Here is a 21080-nt window from a genome sequence, read left to right as displayed (position 1 = left end):
CGCACCGCACGCACCGCACGTACCGACCCCGAGGGGAGCCGCACCATGCGCGCAGCCGTACTGCACGAGATAGGCCAGGAAAAACTCGAAGTCCTCGACGACGTCGAGGCGGTGGGCTTCGGCCCCGGCAAGGTCAGGCTCCGCATCCGGGCCACCGGGCTGTGCCACTCCGATGTCTCCGCGATGAGCGGGGTGCTCCCGCAGCCCGCCCCCTTCATCCCCGGCCACGAGGGCGCCGGTGAGGTCATGGACGTGGGCGACGGGGTGGCCGGGCTGAGCGCGGGGGACCGGGTGCTGGTCTGCTGGCTGCCCGCGTGCGGGGCGTGTCCGTCCTGCAAGCGGGGCCAGACCCAGCTCTGCCTCGCCGGGTTCATGAACGCGGGCACCCCCAACTTCAAGCGCCCCGGCGGCGATGTCTTCGGATTCGCCGGCACCGGCACCTTCACCGAGGAGGTCGTCGTCGGCGCGGGCTGCGCGGTGCCGATCCCCGACGACGTGCCGTTCGAGATCGCCGCGCTGATCGGCTGCGGGGTCACCACCGGCCTCGGCGCGGCCATCAACACCGCGAAGGTGGAGGCCGGTTCGTCGGTCGCCGTGATCGGCTGCGGCGGCGTCGGCATCTCCACCATCCAGGGCGCCAGGGTGCAGGGCGCCGCCCAGATCATCGCCGTGGACCCGGTGGCCTCCCGGCGCGAGGCGGCGCTGCGGTTCGGTGCGACCGAGGCCGTCTCGCCCGACGAGTTCGCCGACGCCAAACAGCGGATCACCGCGGGCGAGGGCTTCGACTACGTTTTCGAGGTCGTCGGCAAGTCGGCCACGGCCCGCACGGCGTACGAGAACACCCGGCGCGGCGGCACCCTCTGCATCGTCGGCGCGGGCGCCATGGACGACAACTTCCAGGTCAACATGTTCGAGCTGTTCTTCGACGAGAAGCGGATCCTGCCCTCCATGTACGGGGGAGGGGACGTGCTCCGGTCGTACGAACGGGCCATCGCGCTCTGGCGGGCCGGCCGCATCGACCTCGAATCGATGATCACCCACCGGGTGCGGCTCGACGGGATCAACGACGCCCTCGACCAGATGCGGACCGGCGAGTCGCTGCGTACCTGCATCGAACTCTGAACCACCGCCCCGCCCCCTCCCGAGAGGACCCCGAGATCCGATGTCACTTCCCCTGGACGGACTGTCCGCGATCGTCACCGGCGCCGGCCGCGGCCTCGGGCGCGCCGAAGCGCTGGAACTGGCGCGGCTCGGCGCGGCCGTCGTCGTCAACGACTACGGGCAGCCGGGCCGCGACGGCTCCGGCGAGGCGTCCGCGGCCCCCGCCGAACAGGTCGCCGAGGAGATCCGGGCGGCCGGGGGCCGGGCGGTCGCGCACCTCGGCGACGTGTCCGGCCACGAGGAGGCCCGGGCCCTGGTGCAGCTGGCCGTCGAGACGTACGGGCAGCTCGACATCCTGGTCAACAACGCGGGCATCCTGCGCGACCGGATGATCTTCTCGATGACCGAGGACGAGTGGGACTCGGTCATACGGGTGCACCTCAAGGGCCACTTCAACACCACGCACTTCGCCGCTGCCCACTGGCGGTCCCGGTCCAAGGCGTCCGGCGGCCCGGTCTACGGCCGGATCGTCAACACCTCGTCGGAGGCGTTCCTGGCCGGTTCGGCGGGGCAGCCCAACTACGCGGCGGCCAAGGGCGGCATCGTCGGGCTGACCACGTCCACCGCGCTGGCCCTGGCCAAGTACGGCGTCACCGCCAACGTCATCTGCCCGCGCGCCCGGACCCGGATGACCCAGGACGTCTTCGCGGGCTTCCAGGAACCGCAGGACGGCCGGCTCGACGCGCTCGCACCCGAGCATGTCTCGCCGCTCGTCGGCTATCTGGCCTCCCCGGCCGCCGCCAAGGTCAACGGGCAGCTGCTCGTGGTGCACGGCGGGATGGTCGCGATCGTCGAACGCCCGCGGGTGGCGGCGAAGTTCGACTCGTCCAAGGAGACGTTCTCCTTCGACGAGCTGGACGAGCTGATCTCCCCGTACTACGAGGACCGCCCGCCGAACGAGACGTTCGCCGCGGCGGAGGTGCTCGGCCTGAAGCGTGGCTGACCGGCCGCGGGCCCGGACGGGGGAGGGCCTCCGCAGCCGATCGGTCGCGCGATCCGCGCAAGGGATCCGTGCATGGGATTCGTGCACGGGATTCGTGCAAGGGGGAGCCCCCGCGGCCGGCCGGCCGCGGGGGCTCCCCCTCCCTCGTTCCCTCGTTGATGTTCCGGGCGGTCAGGCCGCCCTGCTGCCCCCTTCGGAGGTGCGGCGGTGGCGGCCGAGCGGTTGTGCTGCCGAGTCGTCCGGCGCCACACCCCCTCGGTGCTTTCCGGAGCCGCCGGCTGCGGCCCGTTCCGCGTCCGCCCCCGGCGGACGCGTCTGGGTCGTGTCGGTTCGGGCTTCAGACATGTGGGAAGTCACCCCGTTGCGATCGCTTACGTGCTGGTCTCCGGGGTCCTCACGCCACCGTCACCCGAGAACGGTCACCGTCGGCGACCGCGGTGCGCGAATGCGTGAACCCCCGGCTCAACTTTAGACCGGTCGGGCCGAGCGGGAGCGGTACGCCCCACGAGAGGCGCCTGTCCCAAGGGAACCGGTCTGTACACAGGAGGAGGCGCCACGGCCGCGGACGGTTGCATACCGCTTTCCGGGTATCCGGCCGGGGAGGGGCACCTGGCCCGTTCCACGTCGGCCGGTGCCTCCAGGAGCGCCACCGCGCAGGCCGTCTCCCCGTTCGTGTACGGGAGTGCGAGCACCCCCTCGCGGGACCAGACACCACTGCCCGCCAGCCACCCCTCGGGCACGGGGAGCTGGTGCAGCCGGCGGCCCGCGGGACGCCACACCCCCACCCAGCTGCCCGCCGCCCCGTCGATCCGCAGGGCGACCGCGCAGCTCTCCGGCATCAGCATCTGCCCCGGCTGCACGGCGAACGGCGTCACCGCGACGTCCGGCAGCCGCAGGCATTCCGGGAAGCGCACCGGCAGACAACTGCCCAGGACCCCCCAGCCGATCCGGTCGTGCCCCGGCGCGTCCGAACGGATCAGCAGGAGGCCGCTGTCCGGGTCGGCGAGCAGCAGCCGGTCGTCGCTGTCCGGGGCGATCTGGAGCAGCGGTGTCATCTCGGCGCCCCGGCCGAGGTCCACCGCGACCGCCTTCACCGGGCCGCCCCCCGCCGGCTCCCGGTCCAGGGCCAGCAGCCGTCCTGCCCGGTCCAGCCAGACCCCGCCGGAGCAGCGCCCCGGCAGTTCCGCGATCCGCTCGGGCCCGTACGTACCGCCCGCCACCAGCCAGAGCCCGGTGGAGTGCTCACCGGCCGACAGGGCGTACGCGCTGACGCCGCCCGGCGAGGGCGGCAGCAGGGTCAGCTCCGCGCACTCGACCGCGCCCAGCGGCAGTTCACCGGTGCCGGGGCCGGTCGGGTAGAGCAGCGAGAAGGTGTGCCGGTCCGCGACCCGGCGCCGGATGAGCACTCGCCCGTCGGTGAGCGGCAGCACCTGTGAGTCGGCCTCCTCCGGCTGGTCGAGGGGGAGCGGCACGGCGTACGGCTCGGGCCCGTCCAGCGTCCAGCGCTCCGGGAACCAGGCGGTGGCGGTGTCGACCTCGCCGCTCCCGCCCGGCCGGCCGCGGGCGGCCGTGAGCCGCGCCGCGTACGCGCCGTTCGCCGTGATCGTGAACGCGGGTACCGAGGCGGGCGCGGCCGTCGACAGGGCCGGCGCTTCGGCAGGAACCCATGCAGGCGCCGACAGCTCCACCGGCGCCGGAGCCTCCACCGGCGCAACATGCGAAGCAGACGCAACATGCGGAGCAGACGCGACATGCGGAGCAGGCGCAAGATGCGGAGCAGGCCCACCATGCGGAACCGCCAGGTCCCACGGATCAGCCGCGTCCGCGTCGGCATCAGCCCCCGCGTCCGCCGCCGGAGCCGGTGGCTCCGTGGCCCCGTCCGGCCCCTCGGACCCAGGCTCCACCTCCACCGTCTCACCGGCTTCGACCGCCACCGCGGCCCCGTCCTCGATGGCACAGGCAGTCATCGACTCGTCACCTCCGGCAACCGAAGCTAGTTTTCGCACTTCCTGCCGAACAACACGAGACCCACGAATTCACACATATGGGTGGCGATGCCCGGATTCACCTGAGAGGGAGGGGGTGGTTGTGCCTCACGAAAGAGGCGTGGCTAAGGTTAGGCATTCCTAAGTGATGCCTGTGTGACCCTCAACTGGAGCAAGTGATGTCCCTTCGCCTTCGACGCCGCGGCACCGCCGCAGTCGGCCTGGCCGTAGTCGCCGCCCTGTCCCTCTCGGCCTGCGGAAGCGACGACGGCGCGTCCGGCGGTTCGGGCAAGTCCGAGGCCGCCGGCGAGAAGAAGGCCGCGGTCGCGACGGGCGGCAAGGATTTCGGCGACGCGGCGAAGAAGACGGCGGAGTACGGGACCGATGCCCCCGCCGGCCAGTTCCCCCGCACGCTCACCCACGCCATGGGCAAGACCGAGCTCAAGGCCGCCCCGAAGCGCGTCGTCGTGCTCGACGTCGGCGAGTTCGACAACGTGGTGTCGTTGGGCGTGAAGCCGGTCGGCTACGCACCCTCCGAGGGCGACGCGGCCATTCCGTCGTACCTGAAGAAGGACGCGGGCGACCCTGCGAGCGTCGGCACGATCAACAACCTCAACCTTGAGGCGATCGCGGGCCTGAAGCCCGATCTGATCCTCGGCAGCCAGTTGCGCGCGGCCGACAAGTACGACGAGCTGTCCAAGATCGCGCCGACCGTGTTCTCCATCCGTCCGGGCTTCACCTGGAAGGAGAACTACCTCCTCAACGCCGCGGCGCTGGACAAGACCGCCAAGGCCAGGTCGGAGCTGGGCGTCTACGAGGCGAACGCGAAGAAGCTGGGCGAGGACATCGGTCCGAAGAAGCCGGCCATCTCCATGGTCCGCTACCTGCCGGACAAGATCCGCCTCTACGCCAAGGCGTCCTTCATCGGCACGATCCTCGACGACACCGGCCTGCCGCGGCCCAAGAACCAGCAGATCAACGAGCTCGCCGCGGAGATCAGCCCGGAGAAGATCGACGAGGCGGACGCCGACTGGATCTTCACCGGTGTGTACGGCGACGTGAAGGCCACCAAGCGCGACACCGCCCAGTCCAACCCGCTGTGGAAGAACCTCACGGCGGTCAAGGAAGGGCGGGCCAAGAACGTTTCCGACGAGACCTGGTACCTCGGCCTCGGCGTCACGGCCGCGAACCTGGTCCTGGACGACCTCCGGGCCGACCTCGTGAAGTAACGATTCATGACCGGCCGCCGGTCCGTCCCCACGGGTCGTAGCGGCCATGGACCGCGGGGCACGGAGGGCAGGTAGCCTTTCCTCCGTGCCCCGTCTGTCTGAAGTCATCGCCGAGCTCGACGCCCTCTGGCCGCCCGAGCGGGCCGAAGGATGGGACGCGGTCGGCACCGTCTGCGGTGATCCCGACGCGGCGGTCGACCGGGTGCTCTTCGCCGTCGACCCCGTCCAGGACATCGCCGACGAGGCGCTGAAGCTCGGCGCCCAGCTGATCGTCACCCACCACCCGCTCTATCTGCGCGGTACGACGACGGTCGCCGCCGGCACCTTCAAGGGCCGGGTCGTGCACACGCTGATCAAGCACGACATCGCGCTGCACGTGGCCCACACCAACGCCGACTCCGCGGATCCCGGCGTCTCCGACGCCCTCGCCGGCGCCCTCGACCTGCGCGTCGAGCGGCCCCTCGTACCGGACCCGACGGACCCCACGGGCCGCCGGGGCCTCGGCCGGATCTGCACGCTCGACCACCCGCAGACCCTCGGCGAGTTCGCCGCCCGCGCCGCCGCCCGGCTGCCCGCCACCGCGCAGGGCATCCGGCTGGCCGGCGACCCGGACGCCCTCGTGCGCACCGTCGCCGTGAGCGGCGGATCCGGCGACGGCCTCTTCGACGCGGTGCGCGCCGCAGGTGTGGACGCCTTCCTCACCGCGGACCTGCGCCACCATCCGGCCTCCGAGGCCGTCCAGCACTCGTCGCTCGGCCTGGTCGACGCCGCACACTGGGCCACCGAATGGCCGTGGTGCGAACAGGCCGCGGCACAGCTCGACGCGATTTCCGACCGCCACGGATGGGGCCTGCGGGTCCATGTCTCGAAGCAGGTCACCGACCCCTGGACCACCCACCACTCTTCTGGAGCCCCCAACTGAACGCCGCGCCCGCCGACCAGATCCGACTCCTCGACGTCCAGGCCCTCGACCAGCGCCTCGGCCAGCTCGCGCACAAGCGCAACACCCTTGCCGAGCACGCCGAGATCGAGTCGCTCACGACCGACCTCGCCCAACTCCGCGACCTCCTCGTCGCCTCGACGACCGAGGAGAGCGACACCGCCCGCGAGCAGATCAAGGCGGAGCAGGACGTCGACCAGGTCCGCCAGCGCGCCACCCGCGACCAGCAGCGGATGGACTCCGGCAGTGTCTCCTCGCCCAAGGACCTGGAGAGCCTGCAGCGGGAGATCGTCTCGCTGGCCAAGCGCCAGGGCGACCTGGAGGACGTCGTCCTCGAGGTCATGGAGCGCCGGGAGGCCGCGCAGGAGCGGGTCACCGAGCTGACCGACCGGGTCTCCGCCGTCCAGGCCAAGGTCGACGACGCGACCGCCCGCCGGGACACCGCGACGAAGGAGCTCGACGAGGAGGCCGCGACGCTCACCAAGGAGCGCGAGATCGTCGCCGGTTCCGTCCCCGCGGACCTGCTGAAGCTGTACGACAAGCTCCGCTCCCAGCAGGGCGGGGTGGGCGCCGCCCGCCTCTACCAGCGCCGCTGCGAGGGCTGCCGGCTGGAGCTCAACATCACCGAGGTCAACGACGTGAAGGCCGCCTCCCGCGACACGGTGCTGCGCTGCGAGAACTGCCACCGCATCCTGGTCCGCACCGCGGACTCGGGTCTGTAGTGACCCCGCCGCGCCAGTTCGTCATCGAGGCCGACGGCGGCTCCCGGGGCAACCCGGGGCCCGCCGGGTACGGCGCGGTCGTCATCGACCCGGTGACGGGGGAGACCCTGGCGGAGGCCGCGGAGTACATCGGCGTCGCGACGAACAACGTCGCCGAGTACAAGGGCCTCATCGCCGGTCTGCGGGCCGTGAAGGCACTCGTGCCGGACGCCTCGGCCGACGGCGGGCCGCGGGTGCACGTCCGGATGGACTCCAAGCTGGTCGTGGAGCAGATGTCGGGCCGCTGGAAGATCAAGCACCCGGACATGAAGCCGCTCGCGGCCGAGGCCGCCCGGGTCCTTCCGGCGTCCGCGGTCACCTACGAGTGGATCCCGCGCGAGAGGAACAAGCACGCGGACCGGCTCGCGAACGAGGCGATGGACGCGGGCAAACGGGGCCGGCAGTGGGAGCCGTCGTCCTCGACGGCAGCCCTCGATACCCCGAAGTCCTCGGTGGCCGCCGCCCTGCCGCCGGTCTCCGGGCCACCGGGCGACGCGGCGGCCGGCGCGGCGAGGGCCAGGGCCGCGCTGAACCGGCCCGCCGCCGGGACCCCGCAGGTCGGCTGGGCCGCCGCCCCTGACCTGGGCGAGCCCGCCACGTTCGTCCTGCTGCGGCACGGAGAGACCGCCCTCACCCCACAGAAGCGGTTCTCCGGCAGCGGCGGAACCGACCCCGAGCTCTCCGCCGCCGGACGCCGGCAGGCCGAGTGCGCCGCCGAGGCCTTCGCCGCCCGCGGGACGGTGCAGGAGATCGTCAGCTCCCCGCTGCGCCGTTGCCGCGAGACGGCCGGTGCGGTGGCGGCCCGGCTGGGCCTGGAGGTCCGGATCGAGGACGGGCTGCGCGAGACGGACTTCGGCGCCTGGGAGGGGCTGACGTTCGGCGAGGTCGGGGAGCGCCACCGCGCCGACCTGGATGCCTGGCTGGCCTCCGCGAAGGCAGCCCCCACCGGGGGCGGCGAGAGCTTCGCCGAGGTCGCCCGCCGGGTCGCGGCCGCCCGCGACCGCCTCATCACCCGCTACGCGGGCCGCACCGTGCTCGTGGTCACGCATGTCACCCCCATCAAGACCCTGGTCCGGCTGGCGCTGGGCGCACCGCCGGAGTCGCTGTTCCGGATGGAGCTCTCGGCGGCGTCCGTGTCGACCGTGGCCTACTACGCGGACGGCAACGCCTCCGTACGGCTGCTGAACGACACGTCCCACTTGCGCTGATCTCGGGGCGGGCGGCCGCGGACAGCACAAGGCCCCACCGGCGGGGGGTCCGATGGGGCCTTGGCGGTTCCGGCGAGGCGGGGGATACCTGCCGGAACCCGGGTCACCCGGAGTCCGGGTTACGTCCCTGAGGAGTCTCGTGCCCCAATTGCCGCGGAATATGCACGCGAGCCGCAGGGGGTTTGCCGCGGTCAGCCGCGCAGCGCCGCCGCCTCTGCCGCCAGGCGCTCCACCCGGGCCCAGTCCCCGGCGGCCACCGCGTCGGCGGGCACCATCCAACTGCCGCCGACGCAGCCGACGTTCGGCAGGGCCAGGTAGGAGGGCGCCGAGGTGAGCGAGATGCCGCCGGTCGGGCAGAACCGGGCCTGGGGGAGCGGGGCGGACAGGGCCTTCAGATAGGCCGTGCCGCCAGCCGCCTCGGCCGGGAAGAACTTCATCTCGGTGACCCCGCGCTCCAGCAGCGCGACCACCTCGGACGTCGTCGAGACGCCCGGCAGGAACGGCACCCCGGACGCCTTCATCGCGTCCAGGAGCGCGTCCGTCCAGCCGGGGCTGACCAGGAACCGGGCCCCCGCGGCCACGGTGTCGGAGACATTGCGCACGGAGATCACCGTGCCGGCGCCGACCACCGCGTCCGGAACCTCCGCGGCGATGGCCTTGATCGCGTCCAGGGCCGCGGCGGTCCGCAGGGTCACCTCGATCGCCGGGAGCCCGCCCGCGACCAGGGCGCGGGCGAGCGGCACCGCGTCGGCGGCGTCCTCCAGGACGACGACGGGCACGACGGGGGCAAGGTCCAGCACGGAGGAGGTCATGCCCTCATCCTGCCGCGAAGACCACACTCCACGCAACGCGCGTTGCGCATGCTGCAACGCGCTGTTTCGGGATGGTGGGTCAGGGGTGGTGAGACGCCGCAACACATCGCTCCGGGCAGTGCCTCACCGCAAACGCACCGCTGCGGGATCAGTGGATCTCCGTCACCACGACATCGAGCTCCCACGCCCGCCCGGCCCGCGCGGGCGCCTCGGCCTCCACCGCGTATCCGAGGTCACGCAGGACCGTCACCAGCTCCGCGGGCCCCTTCGGCGCGGCGCCCGACCGCAGCAGATCGCGGACGATCCGGCCCTTCGTCGCCTTGTTGAAGTGGCTGACCACCGACCGCTTCTCCACCCCGTCCACCAGCTGGGAGTGCAGCACCCGCACGCTCGCCGTGCGCTCCGCGACCGCGCCCTTCGGCTTCCACGCCGCCGCGTACGCGGACGACCGCAGATCCAGTACCAGGCCGTCCCCGGCCGCCTCCGGTATGACTTCGGCCATCGGCGTGCGCCAGAACGCCCCGAGAGCCCCCAGCCCCGGCAGCTTCACCCCCATCGAGCAACGGTACGAAGGAATCCGGTCGCCCACCCGCACCGCGCCCCACAGCCCGGAGAACACCAGCAGCGACTTCCCGGCCCGACGGCGGGCGGCGGTGTCCAGGGACGCCAGATCCAGCGCGTCGTACAGCACCCCGGTGTAGATCTCCCCGGCCGGACGCGTGCCCGCCGTCCGCAGCTCCACGTTCTTCGCGATCTCACCGCGCAGGCCCTCGCTCAGCCCCAGCACCACACGGGCCTTCTCCTCGTCCGCCACGGACAGCTCCACGAGCCCGTCCAGCACGGCGGCCCGCGCCGCGGCCAGGCCCGGCAGCGACAGCGACTCGGGCTTCAGAGGTGCTCCGCGCCCCGAGGCGGCCTTTCCTTCGGAGGGCGGCAACAGCACGAGCACGGCGGTTCTCCTTCGTACGCACGGAAAGGGGGTGACAGGTGTCGCGGACCGGCTCACGGCTCCCGGCGGTACCGCCGCCCGGACCCGTCGGAACCCCTCGCGCCAGCGTACGGGGAACTCCCGCCCCGCCTCGCCGTCACCCGGGATGCCGCCCGCCCCGCCCGGCCATACGCTCGGTCCATGCCCCGCCGCCACCTCCACATGACCGGCGCAGCCGGCACCCCGCTGCGGGCGGCCCTGCGCGGGCTGCGCACCGAACTCGCACTCCCCGACGACTTCCCGCCCGACGTACTCGCCGAAGCCGCCGACGCGGCGAGGAACCCGGCGGTCGCCGGCCACGAGGACGCCACGGAGCTCCCGTTCCTCACCATCGACCCGCCCGCCTCCGCCGACCTCGACCAGGCGATGCACCTCGAACGCCGCGCTCACGGCTACCGCGTGCACTACGCCATCGCCGATGTCGCCGCCTTCGTCCGCCCCGGCGGCGCACTCGACACCGAGGCCCACCGCCGGGTGACGACCCTGTACTTCCCCGACGGCAAGGTGCCGCTGCACCCCACGTCGCTCTCCGAGGGCGCCGCCAGCCTCCTCCCCGGGCGGACCCGCCCCGCCGTCCTCTGGGAGATCGACCTCGACGCCGAGGGCCGCGCCGTCGCCACCCGGGTGCGCCGGGCCCTCGTACGCAGCCGCGCCAAGCTCGACGGCACGGGCGTGCAGCAACGGATCGACGCGGGCACCGCCGAGGAGTCCCTCGCACTGCTCAGGGACATCGGCACCCTCCGCGAGGAGCAGGAGGTCGCCCGCGGCGGTATCTCCCTCAACGTGCCCGAGCAGGAGATCGTCGAGCACGACGGCACCTACGGGCTGGAGTACCGCGCCCCGCTGCCCGCCGACGGCTGGAACGCCCAGATCTCACTACTCACCGGCATGGCCGCGGCCCGGCTGATGACGGAGTCCGGCACCGGCATCCTGCGGACGCTGCCGGTCGCCCCGGACGGCGCCGTCGCCCGCCTCCGCCGCTCGGCCGAGGCCCTGCACATCGACTGGCCGCACCACGTCCCGTACGCGCAGATCGTCCGCTCGCTCGACCCGCGGAGAACCAACCACGCCGCGTTCCTCCAGGACTGCACCACACTGCTGCGCGGCGCCGGGTACACCGTCTTCGAGAACGGCGAACTGCCCACCCCCGCCGTCCACGCCGCCGTCGCCGACCTCTACACCCACTGCACGGCGCCACTGCGCCGCCTCGTCGACCGGTACACGGCCGAACTGTGCGTATCCGCCGTCCAGGACCGTGAGCCGCCCGAGTGGGTCCTGGCCGCGCTGCCCGCCCTGCCGAAGGAGATGGCGGACGGGACCCGGCGGGCCAACACGGTGGAGCGCGAGTGCGTGGACCTGGTCGAGGCCGCACTGCTCAAGGACCGGATCGGTGCGGTCTTCGACGCGTACGTGGTGGACGTGAAGGAGCAGGATCCGACCACCGGCACCATCCACATCGACGACCCGGCGGTCGTCGGCCGGATCGAGGGCGGCAGCGCGTCGCTCCCTCTCGGGGAACGGCTGCGGGTCCGGCTCACCCAGGCAGATCCCGGCTCGGCGAAGGTGCTGTTCGCACCGGCGTGAGCGCGGCGACGACGGACCGCGGGTCATCGGCGTGGAAGCGGACCGTGTGCGCCTGCCCGCGCCCCCCGAGCGGCCGCACGAAGCCGACCGGTGCGGTCAGCTCCACGGTCACCGTCGTCTGACTGCCCACCGCGAGGTCCAGCACTCCGTCCGGGTGCAGCCGCACCGACTTGCCTTCGGGGTAACGCCGTTCGACCCGAGCCGCGGCGACGGCGGCGGCCGGGACCCGTAGATCGAACAGCGCCCCGTAGCGAATCCGCAGCGACCCGTCCGCGCCCACCACATGCGGCCGGACCACGCACGAGGCGTGCAGGGCGAGCACCAGCAGCACCCCGTACACATCCACCACCAGCAGAATCCGGTGCACGACCGGCCAGGGAATCAGCAGCGCGAGCATCACCGTCTCCACCACGGAGACGAAGAGCAGCCCGTACATCATCGCCGTCTGCGGTCCGGTGTACGGGGCGGCCAGCGCACCCTCCGGCACGGCGTGCCGCCGCCGCAGCACCCACAGCCCCAGGCTGTGCAGGGCGCGCACCTCGTGCCCGAGGAGCCGGCGCACCCCATCCGGTACGACGGTACGCAGCGCCGCACCCGTCGCCTCGCGCCGCCCGGCCCCCGCCCGTCGGCCCGCCCGCCAGAGCCGCCCCAGCACGACGGCCTCCAGCGCCAACGCGGCCAGGACCGCTCCCTCGGCGCCGATCAGCACGGCGGCCGGTACCCGTACCCCGGCCAACAGGCAGATTCCCAGCACCAGTTCGGCGGGCACCACGCCCGCGGCGACCAGCCGCGCACCTCGCACCCCACTCATCGCGACCCCCTCCCGTTCCCGTTGCCGCCCCTGTCCCTGCTCCGGACGGTCAGCGCGACCATCACCCGGCGCACCACCTCGGCCTGCGCGGGCGGGTAGTCCGCCAGCAGGGCCTCCCCGAACCCGGTCATCACCGGTCCGCCGGCCGGAATCGCGTCCAGCAGCTCGTCGGGCGCGAGCGCGGCCATCCGGTCGGCCAACGGTCCGATCCGGGGATCGTCGGGGGACGCCGCCGCGAGCGCGTCCAGCTGTTCGTACAGTGCGAGCACGGCCGGATCGCCCGCCAGCGGCCGCAGCACGGCATAGATCTCGCTGCCGCCGCCGATCGTGTCCAGCAGCATCAGATGCTCCCGGTCCTTGGCGGCGGACGGGGAAGCGGTGACCGGGGCGGCGGCCAGCAGTTCGGCCAGCGCGGGCGACACGGACTCCGTACCCTCCACCGGCCCGTCCAGCAGGCCGGCCAGCCGCAGCCGACGCTCCCGGATCTCCCGCTCCTGCCGGGCCAGATCGGCGTCCAGCTCACGCAGTACGTCAGCGAGCTCGCGCCCGGCGTCACCGGCGAGGACATCCCGCACCTCGTCCAGCCCGAGCCCCAGTTCGGTGAGCCGCCGGATGCGCGCCAGCAGCACGGCGTCGCGCACGCCGTAGGCGCGGTAGCCGTTGGCCCGGCGTGCGGGCTCGGCCAGCAGGCCGATGTGGTGGTAGTGCCGGACGGTCCGGGGGGTGACCCCGACGAGCGCGGCGATCTCTCCGATGCGCATGGTGCCAGTAGAAACCCTGACGCTGCGGCAAGGTCAAGGCGCGGCGCCCCGGCCCTGCGCACCGGCACCCCCACCCCTGTCTCGTACGATCGCGGTTTTGACCTCGCACCGCGTGTCCCGCGGCAGGAAAGGACCGGCATGACCGATTTCGCGTCCCCGCCCGCCACCGACCGTGCCCGCCAGATCCTCGCCGCCGCACGCGACCTGCTGGAGGCGGAGGGCCCGGACGCCGTTACGATGCGCCGCCTCGCCGGGTGCGTGGGCATCACGGCGCCCTCGCTCTACAAACACTTCCCGGACAAGTCGTCCGTGGTGATCGCCCTGGCCGACGCGATGCTGCGGGAGACCGCCGAGGTGCTCGAAGCGGCCGAGTCCGCCGCCCCGGGCTCCGTCCCGGCCCTGGCCACCGCCTACCGCACCCACGCCCTGGCCCACCCCCACCTCTACCGCCTCACCACCGGCCGCCCGCTCCCGCGGAACCTGGAGGAGCGCGCCGCGGCCCCCCTCCTGCGTGCCCTGGCCGGCGACGAGGCGCGCGCCAGGGCGGCCTGGGCCTTCGCCCACGGGATGGTCGTGATGGAGCTCAACGGCCGCCTCCCCGCGGACACCGACGCCTCGGCGGCCTGGGCGGCGGGGATCGCGGCCTTCGACACGGCCCGCGCCTGATGCCTCCGCAGGGTCCCGCGCCACGATCGGGAGACCGCGTCCCCGGTCCGAGCGGCGGGCCCCCGCCGGGTAGCATGGGCGCCACGGCAGACGAGCCGGGCGGACGGCCGCGTGAGGATCTTCGGACCCTCCCGAGGAACGTCCGGGCTCCACAGGGCAGGGTGATGGCTAACGGCCACCCGGGGTGACCCGCGGGACAGTGCCACAGAAAACAGACCGCCTTGGACTTCGGTCCTCGGTAAGGGTGAAACGGTGGTGTAAGAGACCACCAGCGCCTGAGGCGACTCAGGCGGCTAGGTAAACCCCACCCGGAGCAAGGTCAAGAGGGGCCGTCGCAAGAGGGCCCTGCGCGAACGTTCGAGGGCTGCCCGCCCGAGTTCGCGGGTAGACCGCACGAGACCGGCAGCAATGCCGGTCCTAGATGGATGGCCGTCTCCCCGGCCGCCGCGAGGCGACCGGGCGACAGAACCCGGCGTACAGCCCGACTCGTCTGCCGCCACCTGCGGCTTTGCTTCCGGAAGGGGCCTTCGACCCGCGTCGGAGGCCCCTTCCGGGCGTGAGGGGTGTGCCGCACACCGGATCAGGGAGCGGAGTCCTCGCCCATCGCGAGCGTGCTCCTGATCCCGCGCCGTACGAAAGCGCGCGCCCGCTCCCCGCGCAGGGCGCGCTCCTCCTGGCCGAGCGGTGCCGGATTCCCGTACCGGCGCTCGTGGATGTCGCGGACCACGTCCGCGGGTGCGCCGAGGTCCAGCAGTTCCGTCAGGGCCTCGCCCTTCGTGATCATCCGCCCGTCGCGCAGCGTGACGGCCGCGCGGGCCAGGACCAGCAGGCCGAGGTCCACCCAGATGTCCTGGAGCCAGAGCGGTGGTTCGCCCGCGGCTGTGAGCCAGTACTCCCTCAGGTCGCGCCGGATGTAGTCCTCCAGCTGCCCGGGGGCAAGCGGCGGGAGCAGCTCCGCCGGTGGCGGGCCGTGGAGGGCGAGTCCGCCGTCGAGCAGCTCCCGGCGGGTGACCGGTGTGACCGGGCGTTCCAGGATCCTGCCCTGTGCCCAGGTGACATGGTCCGACCCGGCCTCGCCGAGCGAACCCCTGGGCATGTACGAGCAGTGCAACTTGGCCGCGGCCGGTTCCTCGTCCAGCAGCAGCTGGTGAAGCTCTCCCAGCCGTTCCCGCTGTGCCACGTCCAGTGGGCTCTCGACCACGGCGATGAGGTCGAGGTCGCTCCGCCCCTGCTGGAAGTCGCCCAGCGCGAGCGAGCCGTGCGCCCAGACGGCCACCGTCGGCACCAACGGCCGTACGTCGGCGACGAACCGCTTGAGTACCAGAGTCGTTTCGATCGCTGTCATGCCCGGGATCCTCGCAGAGGGCGCCGCCGTACGCCGTGGTGTGCCGGGATCAGCGATGGCTCAGGACATTGACGACACGGCCGTTCGGATCGCGTACGAAGAAGCGGCGCACGCCCCATTCCTCGTCGCGCGGGCCGTACACGATCTCCGCTCCGGCGCGCACCAGCGCTGTGTGCGCCGCGTCCACGTCCGTGACCTCCACGCTCATGTCCGGGGTGACCGGTGCGGTCTTGTCGGCGGTCATGACGCTGATCTGGGCGGCGGGTCGGGAGGGTGAGGCGAGCGTCATGATCCAGCCCTGGTTCATGAACTCCTCCAGCCCCAGCAGCCCGTAGAACGCGGCATTCGCCCGCATGGCGCCGGCCTCGCCGTCGGGACCCACGCCCGCGCCGATGGGGATGTTGGGGACAATGCGGCGGACCGACATCGGCGACTCCTGTCACATAACTGACGTGGAGTCACCGACAGTACGGCGGCGCGGGCGGCCGCGGGTGCTGCCGCACCATCGGGGTCGTAGCTCATCCCCGACCGCTCGGTTTTCTTTGGGTCGTCAAGAAGGCTGTGCAGGTGCTCAGTTGGGGGTGCCGACCTGGCTGGGTACGGTTTCGAGGGTGCGGAGCAGACGCTCACCGCGATCTTCGGCCATGTCGAGAGTGGCCAGAACGGCCGGCGTCGAGATGCTCGGCAGTACGTAGTGGAGCAGGACCGAGATCCGTCGGCCGAGGTCCTCCCGGTTGGACAGCACCTGGGACATCACCTGGATGCCCGAGAAGGAGCCGGCCAGCATCTCGGCGGTCTCGCCCGGGTCGACGTGCGGCAGCAGCTCGCCCTGGCTCTTCGCGGCCCGCAGCAGCAGTTCGAGCCGGTCTATCCAGGCCCGGAAGGGGGTGCCCCGGTCGAGCCCCTCCACGGCCTGGTCCATGGCCAGGCCGACGCTGGCCCGTACCAGCGGCTCGTGGCGCAGGCGGTGGGCGAGGATCATCCCCTGGTCCACCAGTTCCTGGAGCTTGGTGAGCTGCGGGGGCAGCGGGTCGCTGTGCAGCTGTATGTCCATCACCCCGAGCGCGAGATCCTCCTTCGAGGCGAAGTGGAAGTAGAGCGCGCCCTTGGTCACCCCCGCCCGCGCGAGGATCTCGCTGATGGTGGCGCTGCTGTAGCCGCGCTCGTCGAACACGTCGGCGGCCGCCACCAGGATCGACCGCCGGGTCTGGATCGCGCGCGCCTGCTGTGCCATCAGCTTCTCTCTAGTGGTGGCGGGGTCGGTGCCACATGGGGTTGGCTGGAAAGGAAAACCGGGCTGTCAGTATCTTACTGCGGGGCGGCTCGGCTCCGTGACTCGGATCCTCTTGGGGGAACTTCATGGTTCAGCTCACCTCACGCAGCGCTTCGGTGTCGGCCGAGAGCGTCGGGACCGGCGGGCACACCGAAAGTGCCGAGGCTCCCTGTGGAGCCCCGGACTCCGCTCCCGCCGCCGGAACGGAGCAACAGCCGCGAAGAGGGAGATCGCCGGAACAGCTGAGACAGCTCGTTCACCGGCCCGATCCGCAGGACGTGTTCCCCACCGGACTGACCCGGCTGACCGACTCCCAGTTCTCGGTGCCGGCCCACTGGCCGCGGTCCCACCGCTTCTTCGCCCCGGTCGCCGGACGGTACCAGGACCCCCTGCTGATCGCCGAGACCATGCGGCAGGCGACGATGCTGATCGCGCACGCCGAGTTCGGGGTGCCCCTCGGCGACGCCTTCGTGATGTGGGAACTCCGGTACACCTCCGAATCCGAGCGCCTCGTGCTGGGCGAGGACCCCTGGGACATCACGGTGGACGTGTCCTGCTCCCGGATCCAGCGCCGCGGCCGGAGCCTCGGCGCCATGCACCTGGAACTCCTCCTGCACCGCCACGGCACCGTACTGGCTTCCGGCGGCGGGCGGATCAGCTGCAGCTCGGCCGGGGCCTACCGGCGGCTGCGCGGTCACCGCGGCGCCACGCTCGACGCGCGGATACCCCTCCTGCCCGCCGTCGCACCCCGCACGGTGGGCAGGACCTCCGAGGAGGACGTCGTCCTCGCGCCCGCGGCGGCCCCCGACACCTGGGCGCTGCGGCTCGACACCCGGCATCCGACGCTGTTCAGCCACCCCAACGACCATGTGCCGGGCATTCTGCTGCTGGAGGCCGCACGGCAGGCCGCCCAGGCCGCCTCTCCCGGCCGCACCTTCCTCCCGACATCGATACAGGCCGACTTCCTCCAGTACGTGGAACTGGACCGGCCCTGCTGGATCGAGGCCCGGCCCGTTCCCGCCGACGGCACCTCGCCCGACGGGGTGCACATACGGGCCGTCCAGAACGACCGGCCCGCCTTCACCTGCACTCTCCGTACGCCGGATCTCCGCCAGACCGGCCTCAGCGACGCCCGGAGCCACCGCTCATGACCACGCGCATCCTCATCACCGGCGCGGCCGGATTCGTCGGCAGCCGGGTGGCCGCCGCCGCCCGCGCCACCCCCGGCGTCAGCCTCCGGCTGATGACCCACCGCACCGAGCTCGACGCCCCGGCGGCGACAGCCGACGGCCCCGGCTTCGAGACGGTGTACGGGGACCTCGCCGATCCGGGGACGCTGCGCGGCAGCTGCGACGGCATCGACGCCGTGATCCACTGCGCGTCGCACGTCGGCTCCGGCGAACAGACCGCCCGGACCGTCAACGACCACGGCACCCGGGCCCTGGTCGACGAGGCCGTACGCGCCGGCGTCGGCCGGATCGTCCAGCTGAGCACCGCCTCCGTCTACGGCCGGGGCCCCTTCACGGCGCTGCGCCCCGGTGCGGCCGAACCGGCCCCCGCCTCGGCCATCAGCCTGACCCGGGCCGCCGCCGAGCAGCACGTCCTCGCGGCCGGGGGAGCCGTCCTGCGCCCGCACATCGTCCATGGGGCGGGGGACCGGTGGGCGATTCCCGGGCTGGTCGCCCTGCTGCGCTACCTGTCGGCCGGACCGGCCGGCTGCGACGCCCGCCATTCGATGATCGACGTCGGGACGCTGGGCCGCGCGCTGCTCGGGGCGGCGCTCTCCCCGAAGCACCCGACCGGCATCTACCATGTGAACCACCCGCAGCCGGTGACCTGTTCGGAGCTGCTGTCGGCCGTCCTCACCGAACTCTCGCTGCCCTGGGCGCGGACGGAGATCGGGATGGACGAGGCCCGTGCCCGGCTGGCCGGAGTCCCTTACGCCAAGCACCACTTCGAGATGCTCACCGTGGACCACTGGTTCGCGGACGAACGGGTCTGGGAGGACTTCGACTGCGTACCGGGCCCGGACTTCCGTACGTCCTTCGCCGAACACGCCCCCTGGTACCGGAAGTTCCTCAGCCGCTGAGGTTCCGCCGGTGCGCGGGGGCCGTCCCGGTCGGGCGGCTCACGCTCCGGCCGGTGCCGGAATCCTGGTGCCCGTCCCACTCACCCGGACCCGGGTGTCACCCGCCCGCAGCGTGACGGTGAGCGTGCCGGGCCGGCCCATGTCCTCGCCCTGGTGGAGGGTCAGTTCGGCGGTGTCCGGGACCAGGGAGAGGCTGCGCAGATACGCGCCGAAGGCGGCGGCTGCCGCGCCCGTCGCCGGGTCCTCGACCACACCGCCGACCGGGAACGGGTCGCGGACGTGGAAGACGGTGTCCGACGCACGCCACACCAGTTGCAGCGTGGTCAGGTCCAGCCGGTGCATCAGTGATTCCAGGCGCGCGAAGTCGTAGTGGACCGAGGCCAGCCGCTCACGGGTCGCGGCGGCCAGCACCAGGTGCCGGGCGCCCGCGTAGGCGATACGGGGCGATAGGACCGGGTCGAGATCGGCGGCGGGCCAGTCCAGGGCGGCCAGCGCCTCGGCCAGATCGTCCGGGGCGATGTCCGTGACGTGCGGTTCCACACTGGTCAGGGTGGCCCGCAGTTCGCCGCCCTCGCGGACGACGGTGACCGGCACCGGACCGGCGGCGGTGGTGAACTCCAGGTCCCCTGGACCGTCCCGCTCGGCGAGGGCCAGGGCCGTCGCGACGGTGGCGTGCCCGCAGAACGGGACCTCGGCCTTCGGGCTGAAGTAGCGGATCGCGTAGCCGCGCGCGCCCGGTGCGGCCGCCTCGGTCCGCCCGGTCAGGAAGGCCGACTCGCTGTATCCGACCTCCGCCGCCACGGCGAGCATCGCCGCCCCGTCCAGGCCGGACGCGTCGAGTACGACGCCGGCCGGGTTACCGCCCTCCGGGTCGGCGGAGAAGGCGGTGTAGCGCAGGATCGCGGGCTGGGAGTGCTCGTTCATGTGCCGCACAACCGTGCCGCGGTCCGGGGCATTCCCACAGGTCCCCGCCCACCCCCTCGTCGGGCGGGAACGGAGCAGGAACGAGAGCGTCCGGCCCCGGACCGCGGCAGCCGGCTCAGTGGCAGTTCTTGGTGCCGTTGCTCGACTTCGTCCAGGAGCAGGAGCCCACCAGCTTGCCGGTCGGCTTGATCAGCCGCGCCTTGTCACCGGTGTTGTTCCAGACGTACGAGCCGCGGTTCCAGTACACATGGCCGGAAGTGACCTTGGCCTTGCCGGTGTGGACCTTGACGGTCTTGCCCGCGCTGACGTTGTAGCTGCCGAAGGTGAAGGTGTACCCGTTGTTGTCCTTGAGCTGGTAGCCCTTGAGCTGCACCTTCGACGTGGTGTTGTTGTGGATCTCGACCCATTCGGCGTTGAGCGACGCGTTGGACCGGTTGTCCTTGCCGGGGCTGTCGTACTGGATCTTGCCGAGGTGCACTCCGCTCCGGTGCGTGACGGCCGAGGCCGGCGCCGAGACGAGCAGCGAACCGGCGAGGGCGGTGGAGGCGGCCAGAGCGAGAGGCACCGCGGTGCGTATGTGCATGCTGTGTTCCTTGTATGGAGTTCCGGTGAAGAACAGTGAGCATAAGGGCAGTACGCGCCCGCTGGACCGAGTGGGGTGCATTTCTGGTCAGCTTTGACCGTTCCGGCATGAGGATTGATCAATTCTGCCAATTCCGGGATCGATTCAGGTCTGTTCGTGACTTTTCAGGAACGTTCAGGACGACCCGGACCTGCCGCGGCCGGGCCTTTGACCGGTTCCGGCCGGGGTGTCAGCCCCGGCCCACGTACGGCATGGCCGTCGCCAGTACCGTCGCGAACTGGACGTTCGCCTCCAGCGGCAGTTCGGCCATGTGGACCACGGTCCTGGCCACGTCCGCGGCCGCCATCACCGGCTCCACGGCCAGTTCGCCGTTGGCCTGGAGGATTCCGGTCCGCATCCGCTCGGTCATCTCGGTCGCCGCGTTGCCGATGTCGATCTGCCCGCAGGCGATCCGGTATGGGCGTCCGTCCAGTGACAGCGACTTCGTCAGACCGGTCAGCGCGTGCTTGGTCGCGGTGTAGGCGACCGAGTTCGGGCGCGGCGCGTGCGCGGAGACCGAGCCGTTGTTGATGATCCGTCCGCCCTGCGGGTCCTGCTCCTTCATCTGGCGGTACGCCGCCTGCGCGCACAGGAACGCCCCCGTCAGGTTCACGTCGACCACCGTGCGCCAGTCGTCGTACCGGAGGTCCTCGACCGGTACGCCGCCCGGCCCGAAGGTGCCCGCGTTGTTGAAGAGCAGGTCGAGGCGGCCGAAGCACTCGCGTACCGAGGAGAAGAGCGCGTCCACGTCCTCCGGGCGCGAGACATCGGTGGGGACGGTGATCACCCGGGCGTGCTCCCCGGTCAGTGCGGCGGTCTCGGCGAGCGGCTCGGGGCGGCGGCCCGCGAGCGCCACCGACCAGCCGGCGCCGGTCAGGGCGAGAGCCACCGCACGGCCGATCCCGGAGCCCGCGCCCGTGACCACGGCCGTCCTCGTCGCGGAGTTCAACGGTTCGTCGCTCATGGTGCGGCAGCGTA

The 21080-nt window shown here is 72.3% G+C and carries 21 protein-coding genes and 1 other RNA gene; 11 read left to right on the top strand and 11 right to left on the bottom strand.

Annotated elements, in window-relative coordinates:
• The first annotated feature begins 45 nt into the window (after nucleotides 1–45).
• Nucleotides 46–1122: a Zn-dependent alcohol dehydrogenase gene (locus FHX80_RS05770; RefSeq protein ID WP_145763210.1), complete on the top strand. Its 1077-nt coding sequence runs from the start codon at nucleotides 46–48 to the stop codon at nucleotides 1120–1122.
• Between the two features lie 40 nt (nucleotides 1123–1162).
• Nucleotides 1163–2104 carry a 3-oxoacyl-ACP reductase gene (locus FHX80_RS05765; protein ID WP_145763209.1) on the top strand — a complete coding sequence of 314 codons (942 nt, stop codon included), beginning with the start codon at nucleotides 1163–1165 and terminating at the stop codon, nucleotides 2102–2104.
• A gap of 419 nt (nucleotides 2105–2523) precedes the next feature.
• Here FHX80_RS05765 and FHX80_RS05760 read toward each other — a convergent pair whose 3' ends face one another.
• Nucleotides 2524–4071 carry a hypothetical protein gene (locus tag FHX80_RS05760; RefSeq protein WP_145767096.1) on the bottom strand — a complete coding sequence of 516 codons (1548 nt, stop codon included), beginning with the start codon at nucleotides 4069–4071 and terminating at the stop codon, nucleotides 2524–2526.
• Nucleotides 4072–4268: 197 nt separating this feature from the next.
• Between FHX80_RS05760 and FHX80_RS05755 the strand changes: the two genes are divergently transcribed.
• The 4 genes from FHX80_RS05755 (at nucleotide 4269) to FHX80_RS05740 (ending at nucleotide 8227) form a co-directional block, all read left to right on the top strand.
• Nucleotides 4269–5318, top strand: coding sequence for an ABC transporter substrate-binding protein (locus FHX80_RS05755; RefSeq protein WP_145763208.1), 1050 nt, complete (start codon nucleotides 4269–4271; stop codon nucleotides 5316–5318).
• An 85-nt stretch (nucleotides 5319–5403) separates the two neighbouring features.
• Nucleotides 5404–6240 carry a Nif3-like dinuclear metal center hexameric protein gene (locus FHX80_RS05750; RefSeq protein WP_145763207.1) on the top strand — a complete coding sequence of 279 codons (837 nt, stop codon included), beginning with the start codon at nucleotides 5404–5406 and terminating at the stop codon, nucleotides 6238–6240.
• Entirely contained in the window at nucleotides 6237–6980 is a 744-nt protein-coding gene (locus tag FHX80_RS05745) for a zinc ribbon domain-containing protein (RefSeq protein ID WP_244318533.1), read from the top strand. The genes FHX80_RS05750 and FHX80_RS05745 overlap by 4 nt, the downstream gene beginning before the upstream one ends.
• Nucleotides 6980–8227, top strand: a complete 1248-nt coding sequence (locus FHX80_RS05740; protein ID WP_145763205.1) for a bifunctional RNase H/acid phosphatase — start codon at nucleotides 6980–6982, stop codon at nucleotides 8225–8227. The genes FHX80_RS05745 and FHX80_RS05740 overlap by 1 nt, the downstream gene beginning before the upstream one ends.
• A 191-nt stretch (nucleotides 8228–8418) precedes the next feature.
• Here FHX80_RS05740 and eda read toward each other — a convergent pair whose 3' ends face one another.
• A complete protein-coding gene (gene eda / locus FHX80_RS05735) occupies nucleotides 8419–9039 on the bottom strand; it encodes a bifunctional 4-hydroxy-2-oxoglutarate aldolase/2-dehydro-3-deoxy-phosphogluconate aldolase (RefSeq protein WP_145763204.1) in 621 nt (206 codons plus the stop codon).
• Between the two features lie 148 nt (nucleotides 9040–9187).
• Complete coding sequence (yaaA, locus tag FHX80_RS05730) at nucleotides 9188–9988, bottom strand: peroxide stress protein YaaA (protein ID WP_145763203.1); 801 nt, start codon at nucleotides 9986–9988, stop codon at nucleotides 9188–9190.
• 201 nt (nucleotides 9989–10189) lie between these two features.
• Here yaaA and FHX80_RS05725 point away from each other — a divergent pair, with 201 nt between their 5' ends.
• Complete coding sequence (locus FHX80_RS05725) at nucleotides 10190–11611, top strand: RNB domain-containing ribonuclease (protein WP_145767095.1); 1422 nt, start codon at nucleotides 10190–10192, stop codon at nucleotides 11609–11611.
• Here the strand turns inward: FHX80_RS05725 and FHX80_RS05720 are convergent.
• Both FHX80_RS05720 and FHX80_RS05715 read right to left on the bottom strand, forming a co-directional pair.
• Complete coding sequence (locus tag FHX80_RS05720; RefSeq protein ID WP_145763202.1) at nucleotides 11562–12422, bottom strand: hypothetical protein; 861 nt, start codon at nucleotides 12420–12422, stop codon at nucleotides 11562–11564. The genes FHX80_RS05725 and FHX80_RS05720 overlap by 50 nt on opposite strands.
• The gene (locus tag FHX80_RS05715) at nucleotides 12419–13183 is read right to left on the bottom strand and encodes a MerR family transcriptional regulator (RefSeq protein WP_145763201.1); all 765 of its coding nucleotides are present in this window, start codon (nucleotides 13181–13183) and stop codon (nucleotides 12419–12421) included. The genes FHX80_RS05720 and FHX80_RS05715 overlap by 4 nt, the downstream gene beginning before the upstream one ends.
• A 138-nt stretch (nucleotides 13184–13321) precedes the next feature.
• On the opposite strand from FHX80_RS05715, the gene FHX80_RS05710 reads away from it, so the two are divergent.
• Nucleotides 13322–13849: a TetR/AcrR family transcriptional regulator gene (locus tag FHX80_RS05710; RefSeq protein ID WP_145763200.1), complete on the top strand. Its 528-nt coding sequence runs from the start codon at nucleotides 13322–13324 to the stop codon at nucleotides 13847–13849.
• Nucleotides 13850–13940: 91 nt separating this feature from the next.
• Nucleotides 13941–14342, top strand: an RNA gene (gene rnpB, locus FHX80_RS05705) — RNase P RNA component class A.
• A gap of 87 nt (nucleotides 14343–14429) precedes the next feature.
• Here rnpB and FHX80_RS05700 read toward each other — a convergent pair.
• The 3 genes from FHX80_RS05700 to FHX80_RS05690 form a co-directional block, all read right to left on the bottom strand.
• The gene (locus FHX80_RS05700) at nucleotides 14430–15194 is read right to left on the bottom strand and encodes a nucleotidyltransferase domain-containing protein (protein WP_145763199.1); all 765 of its coding nucleotides are present in this window, start codon (nucleotides 15192–15194) and stop codon (nucleotides 14430–14432) included.
• A 49-nt stretch (nucleotides 15195–15243) separates the two neighbouring features.
• The gene (locus FHX80_RS05695; RefSeq protein ID WP_145763198.1) at nucleotides 15244–15621 is read right to left on the bottom strand and encodes a VOC family protein; all 378 of its coding nucleotides are present in this window, start codon (nucleotides 15619–15621) and stop codon (nucleotides 15244–15246) included.
• Between the two features lie 144 nt (nucleotides 15622–15765).
• Nucleotides 15766–16428, bottom strand: coding sequence for a ScbR family autoregulator-binding transcription factor (locus FHX80_RS05690; RefSeq protein ID WP_145763197.1), 663 nt, complete (start codon nucleotides 16426–16428; stop codon nucleotides 15766–15768).
• Between the two features lie 281 nt (nucleotides 16429–16709).
• On the opposite strand from FHX80_RS05690, the gene FHX80_RS05685 reads away from it, so the two are divergent.
• Both FHX80_RS05685 and FHX80_RS05680 read left to right on the top strand, forming a co-directional pair.
• Complete coding sequence (locus tag FHX80_RS05685) at nucleotides 16710–17618, top strand: ScbA/BarX family gamma-butyrolactone biosynthesis protein (RefSeq protein ID WP_280118770.1); 909 nt, start codon at nucleotides 16710–16712, stop codon at nucleotides 17616–17618.
• Nucleotides 17615–18556 (top strand): NAD-dependent epimerase/dehydratase family protein, encoded by a 942-nt coding sequence (locus FHX80_RS05680; protein ID WP_145763195.1) that lies wholly within the window; start codon nucleotides 17615–17617, stop codon nucleotides 18554–18556. The genes FHX80_RS05685 and FHX80_RS05680 overlap by 4 nt, the downstream gene beginning before the upstream one ends.
• 39 nt (nucleotides 18557–18595) lie before the next feature.
• On the opposite strand, the gene FHX80_RS05675 is transcribed toward FHX80_RS05680, so the two are convergent.
• The 3 genes from FHX80_RS05675 to FHX80_RS05665 all read right to left on the bottom strand — a co-directional run bounded on the left by FHX80_RS05675 (nucleotide 18596) and on the right by FHX80_RS05665 (nucleotide 21066).
• Nucleotides 18596–19480: a PhzF family phenazine biosynthesis protein gene (locus FHX80_RS05675; RefSeq protein ID WP_145763194.1), complete on the bottom strand. Its 885-nt coding sequence runs from the start codon at nucleotides 19478–19480 to the stop codon at nucleotides 18596–18598.
• Between the two features lie 115 nt (nucleotides 19481–19595).
• Entirely contained in the window at nucleotides 19596–20063 is a 468-nt protein-coding gene (locus FHX80_RS05670; protein ID WP_145763193.1) for a lamin tail domain-containing protein, read from the bottom strand.
• A gap of 229 nt (nucleotides 20064–20292) precedes the next feature.
• Nucleotides 20293–21066, bottom strand: a complete 774-nt coding sequence (locus FHX80_RS05665; RefSeq protein WP_145763192.1) for an SDR family oxidoreductase — start codon at nucleotides 21064–21066, stop codon at nucleotides 20293–20295.
• Nucleotides 21067–21080 lie beyond the last annotated feature (14 nt).

The sequence above is a fragment of the Streptomyces brevispora genome (genome assembly GCF_007829885.1).
Lineage (GTDB): Bacteria > Actinomycetota > Actinomycetes > Streptomycetales > Streptomycetaceae > Streptomyces > Streptomyces brevispora.
Note: the sequence above shows the minus strand (reverse complement) of the source record. Positions and strands in the feature narration are given on the sequence as shown.

Excerpts from the sequence above, each read along its gene's own strand:
- FHX80_RS05670 (WP_145763193.1), bottom strand. The coding sequence starts at position 20,063 with ATGCACATACGCACCGCGGTGCCTCTCGCTCTGGCCGCCTCCACCGCC.
- FHX80_RS05695 (WP_145763198.1), bottom strand. The coding sequence starts at position 15,621 with ATGTCGGTCCGCCGCATTGTCCCCAACATCCCCATCGGCGCGGGCGTG.
- FHX80_RS05770 (WP_145763210.1), top strand. The coding sequence starts at position 46 with ATGCGCGCAGCCGTACTGCACGAGATAGGCCAGGAAAAACTCGAAGTC.
- FHX80_RS05680 (WP_145763195.1), top strand. The coding sequence starts at position 17,615 with ATGACCACGCGCATCCTCATCACCGGCGCGGCCGGATTCGTCGGCAGC.
- FHX80_RS05665 (WP_145763192.1), bottom strand. The coding sequence starts at position 21,066 with ATGAGCGACGAACCGTTGAACTCCGCGACGAGGACGGCCGTGGTCACG.
- FHX80_RS05700 (WP_145763199.1), bottom strand. The coding sequence starts at position 15,194 with ATGACAGCGATCGAAACGACTCTGGTACTCAAGCGGTTCGTCGCCGAC.
- FHX80_RS05725 (WP_145767095.1), top strand. The coding sequence starts at position 10,190 with ATGACCGGCGCAGCCGGCACCCCGCTGCGGGCGGCCCTGCGCGGGCTG.
- FHX80_RS05760 (WP_145767096.1), bottom strand. The coding sequence starts at position 4,071 with ATGACTGCCTGTGCCATCGAGGACGGGGCCGCGGTGGCGGTCGAAGCC.
- FHX80_RS05675 (WP_145763194.1), bottom strand. The coding sequence starts at position 19,480 with ATGAACGAGCACTCCCAGCCCGCGATCCTGCGCTACACCGCCTTCTCC.
- FHX80_RS05755 (WP_145763208.1), top strand. The coding sequence starts at position 4,269 with ATGTCCCTTCGCCTTCGACGCCGCGGCACCGCCGCAGTCGGCCTGGCC.
- FHX80_RS05715 (WP_145763201.1), bottom strand. The coding sequence starts at position 13,183 with ATGCGCATCGGAGAGATCGCCGCGCTCGTCGGGGTCACCCCCCGGACC.
- FHX80_RS05765 (WP_145763209.1), top strand. The coding sequence starts at position 1,163 with ATGTCACTTCCCCTGGACGGACTGTCCGCGATCGTCACCGGCGCCGGC.
- FHX80_RS05690 (WP_145763197.1), bottom strand. The coding sequence starts at position 16,428 with ATGGCACAGCAGGCGCGCGCGATCCAGACCCGGCGGTCGATCCTGGTG.
- FHX80_RS05720 (WP_145763202.1), bottom strand. The coding sequence starts at position 12,422 with ATGAGTGGGGTGCGAGGTGCGCGGCTGGTCGCCGCGGGCGTGGTGCCC.
- eda (WP_145763204.1), bottom strand. The coding sequence starts at position 9,039 with ATGACCTCCTCCGTGCTGGACCTTGCCCCCGTCGTGCCCGTCGTCGTC.
- FHX80_RS05710 (WP_145763200.1), top strand. The coding sequence starts at position 13,322 with ATGACCGATTTCGCGTCCCCGCCCGCCACCGACCGTGCCCGCCAGATC.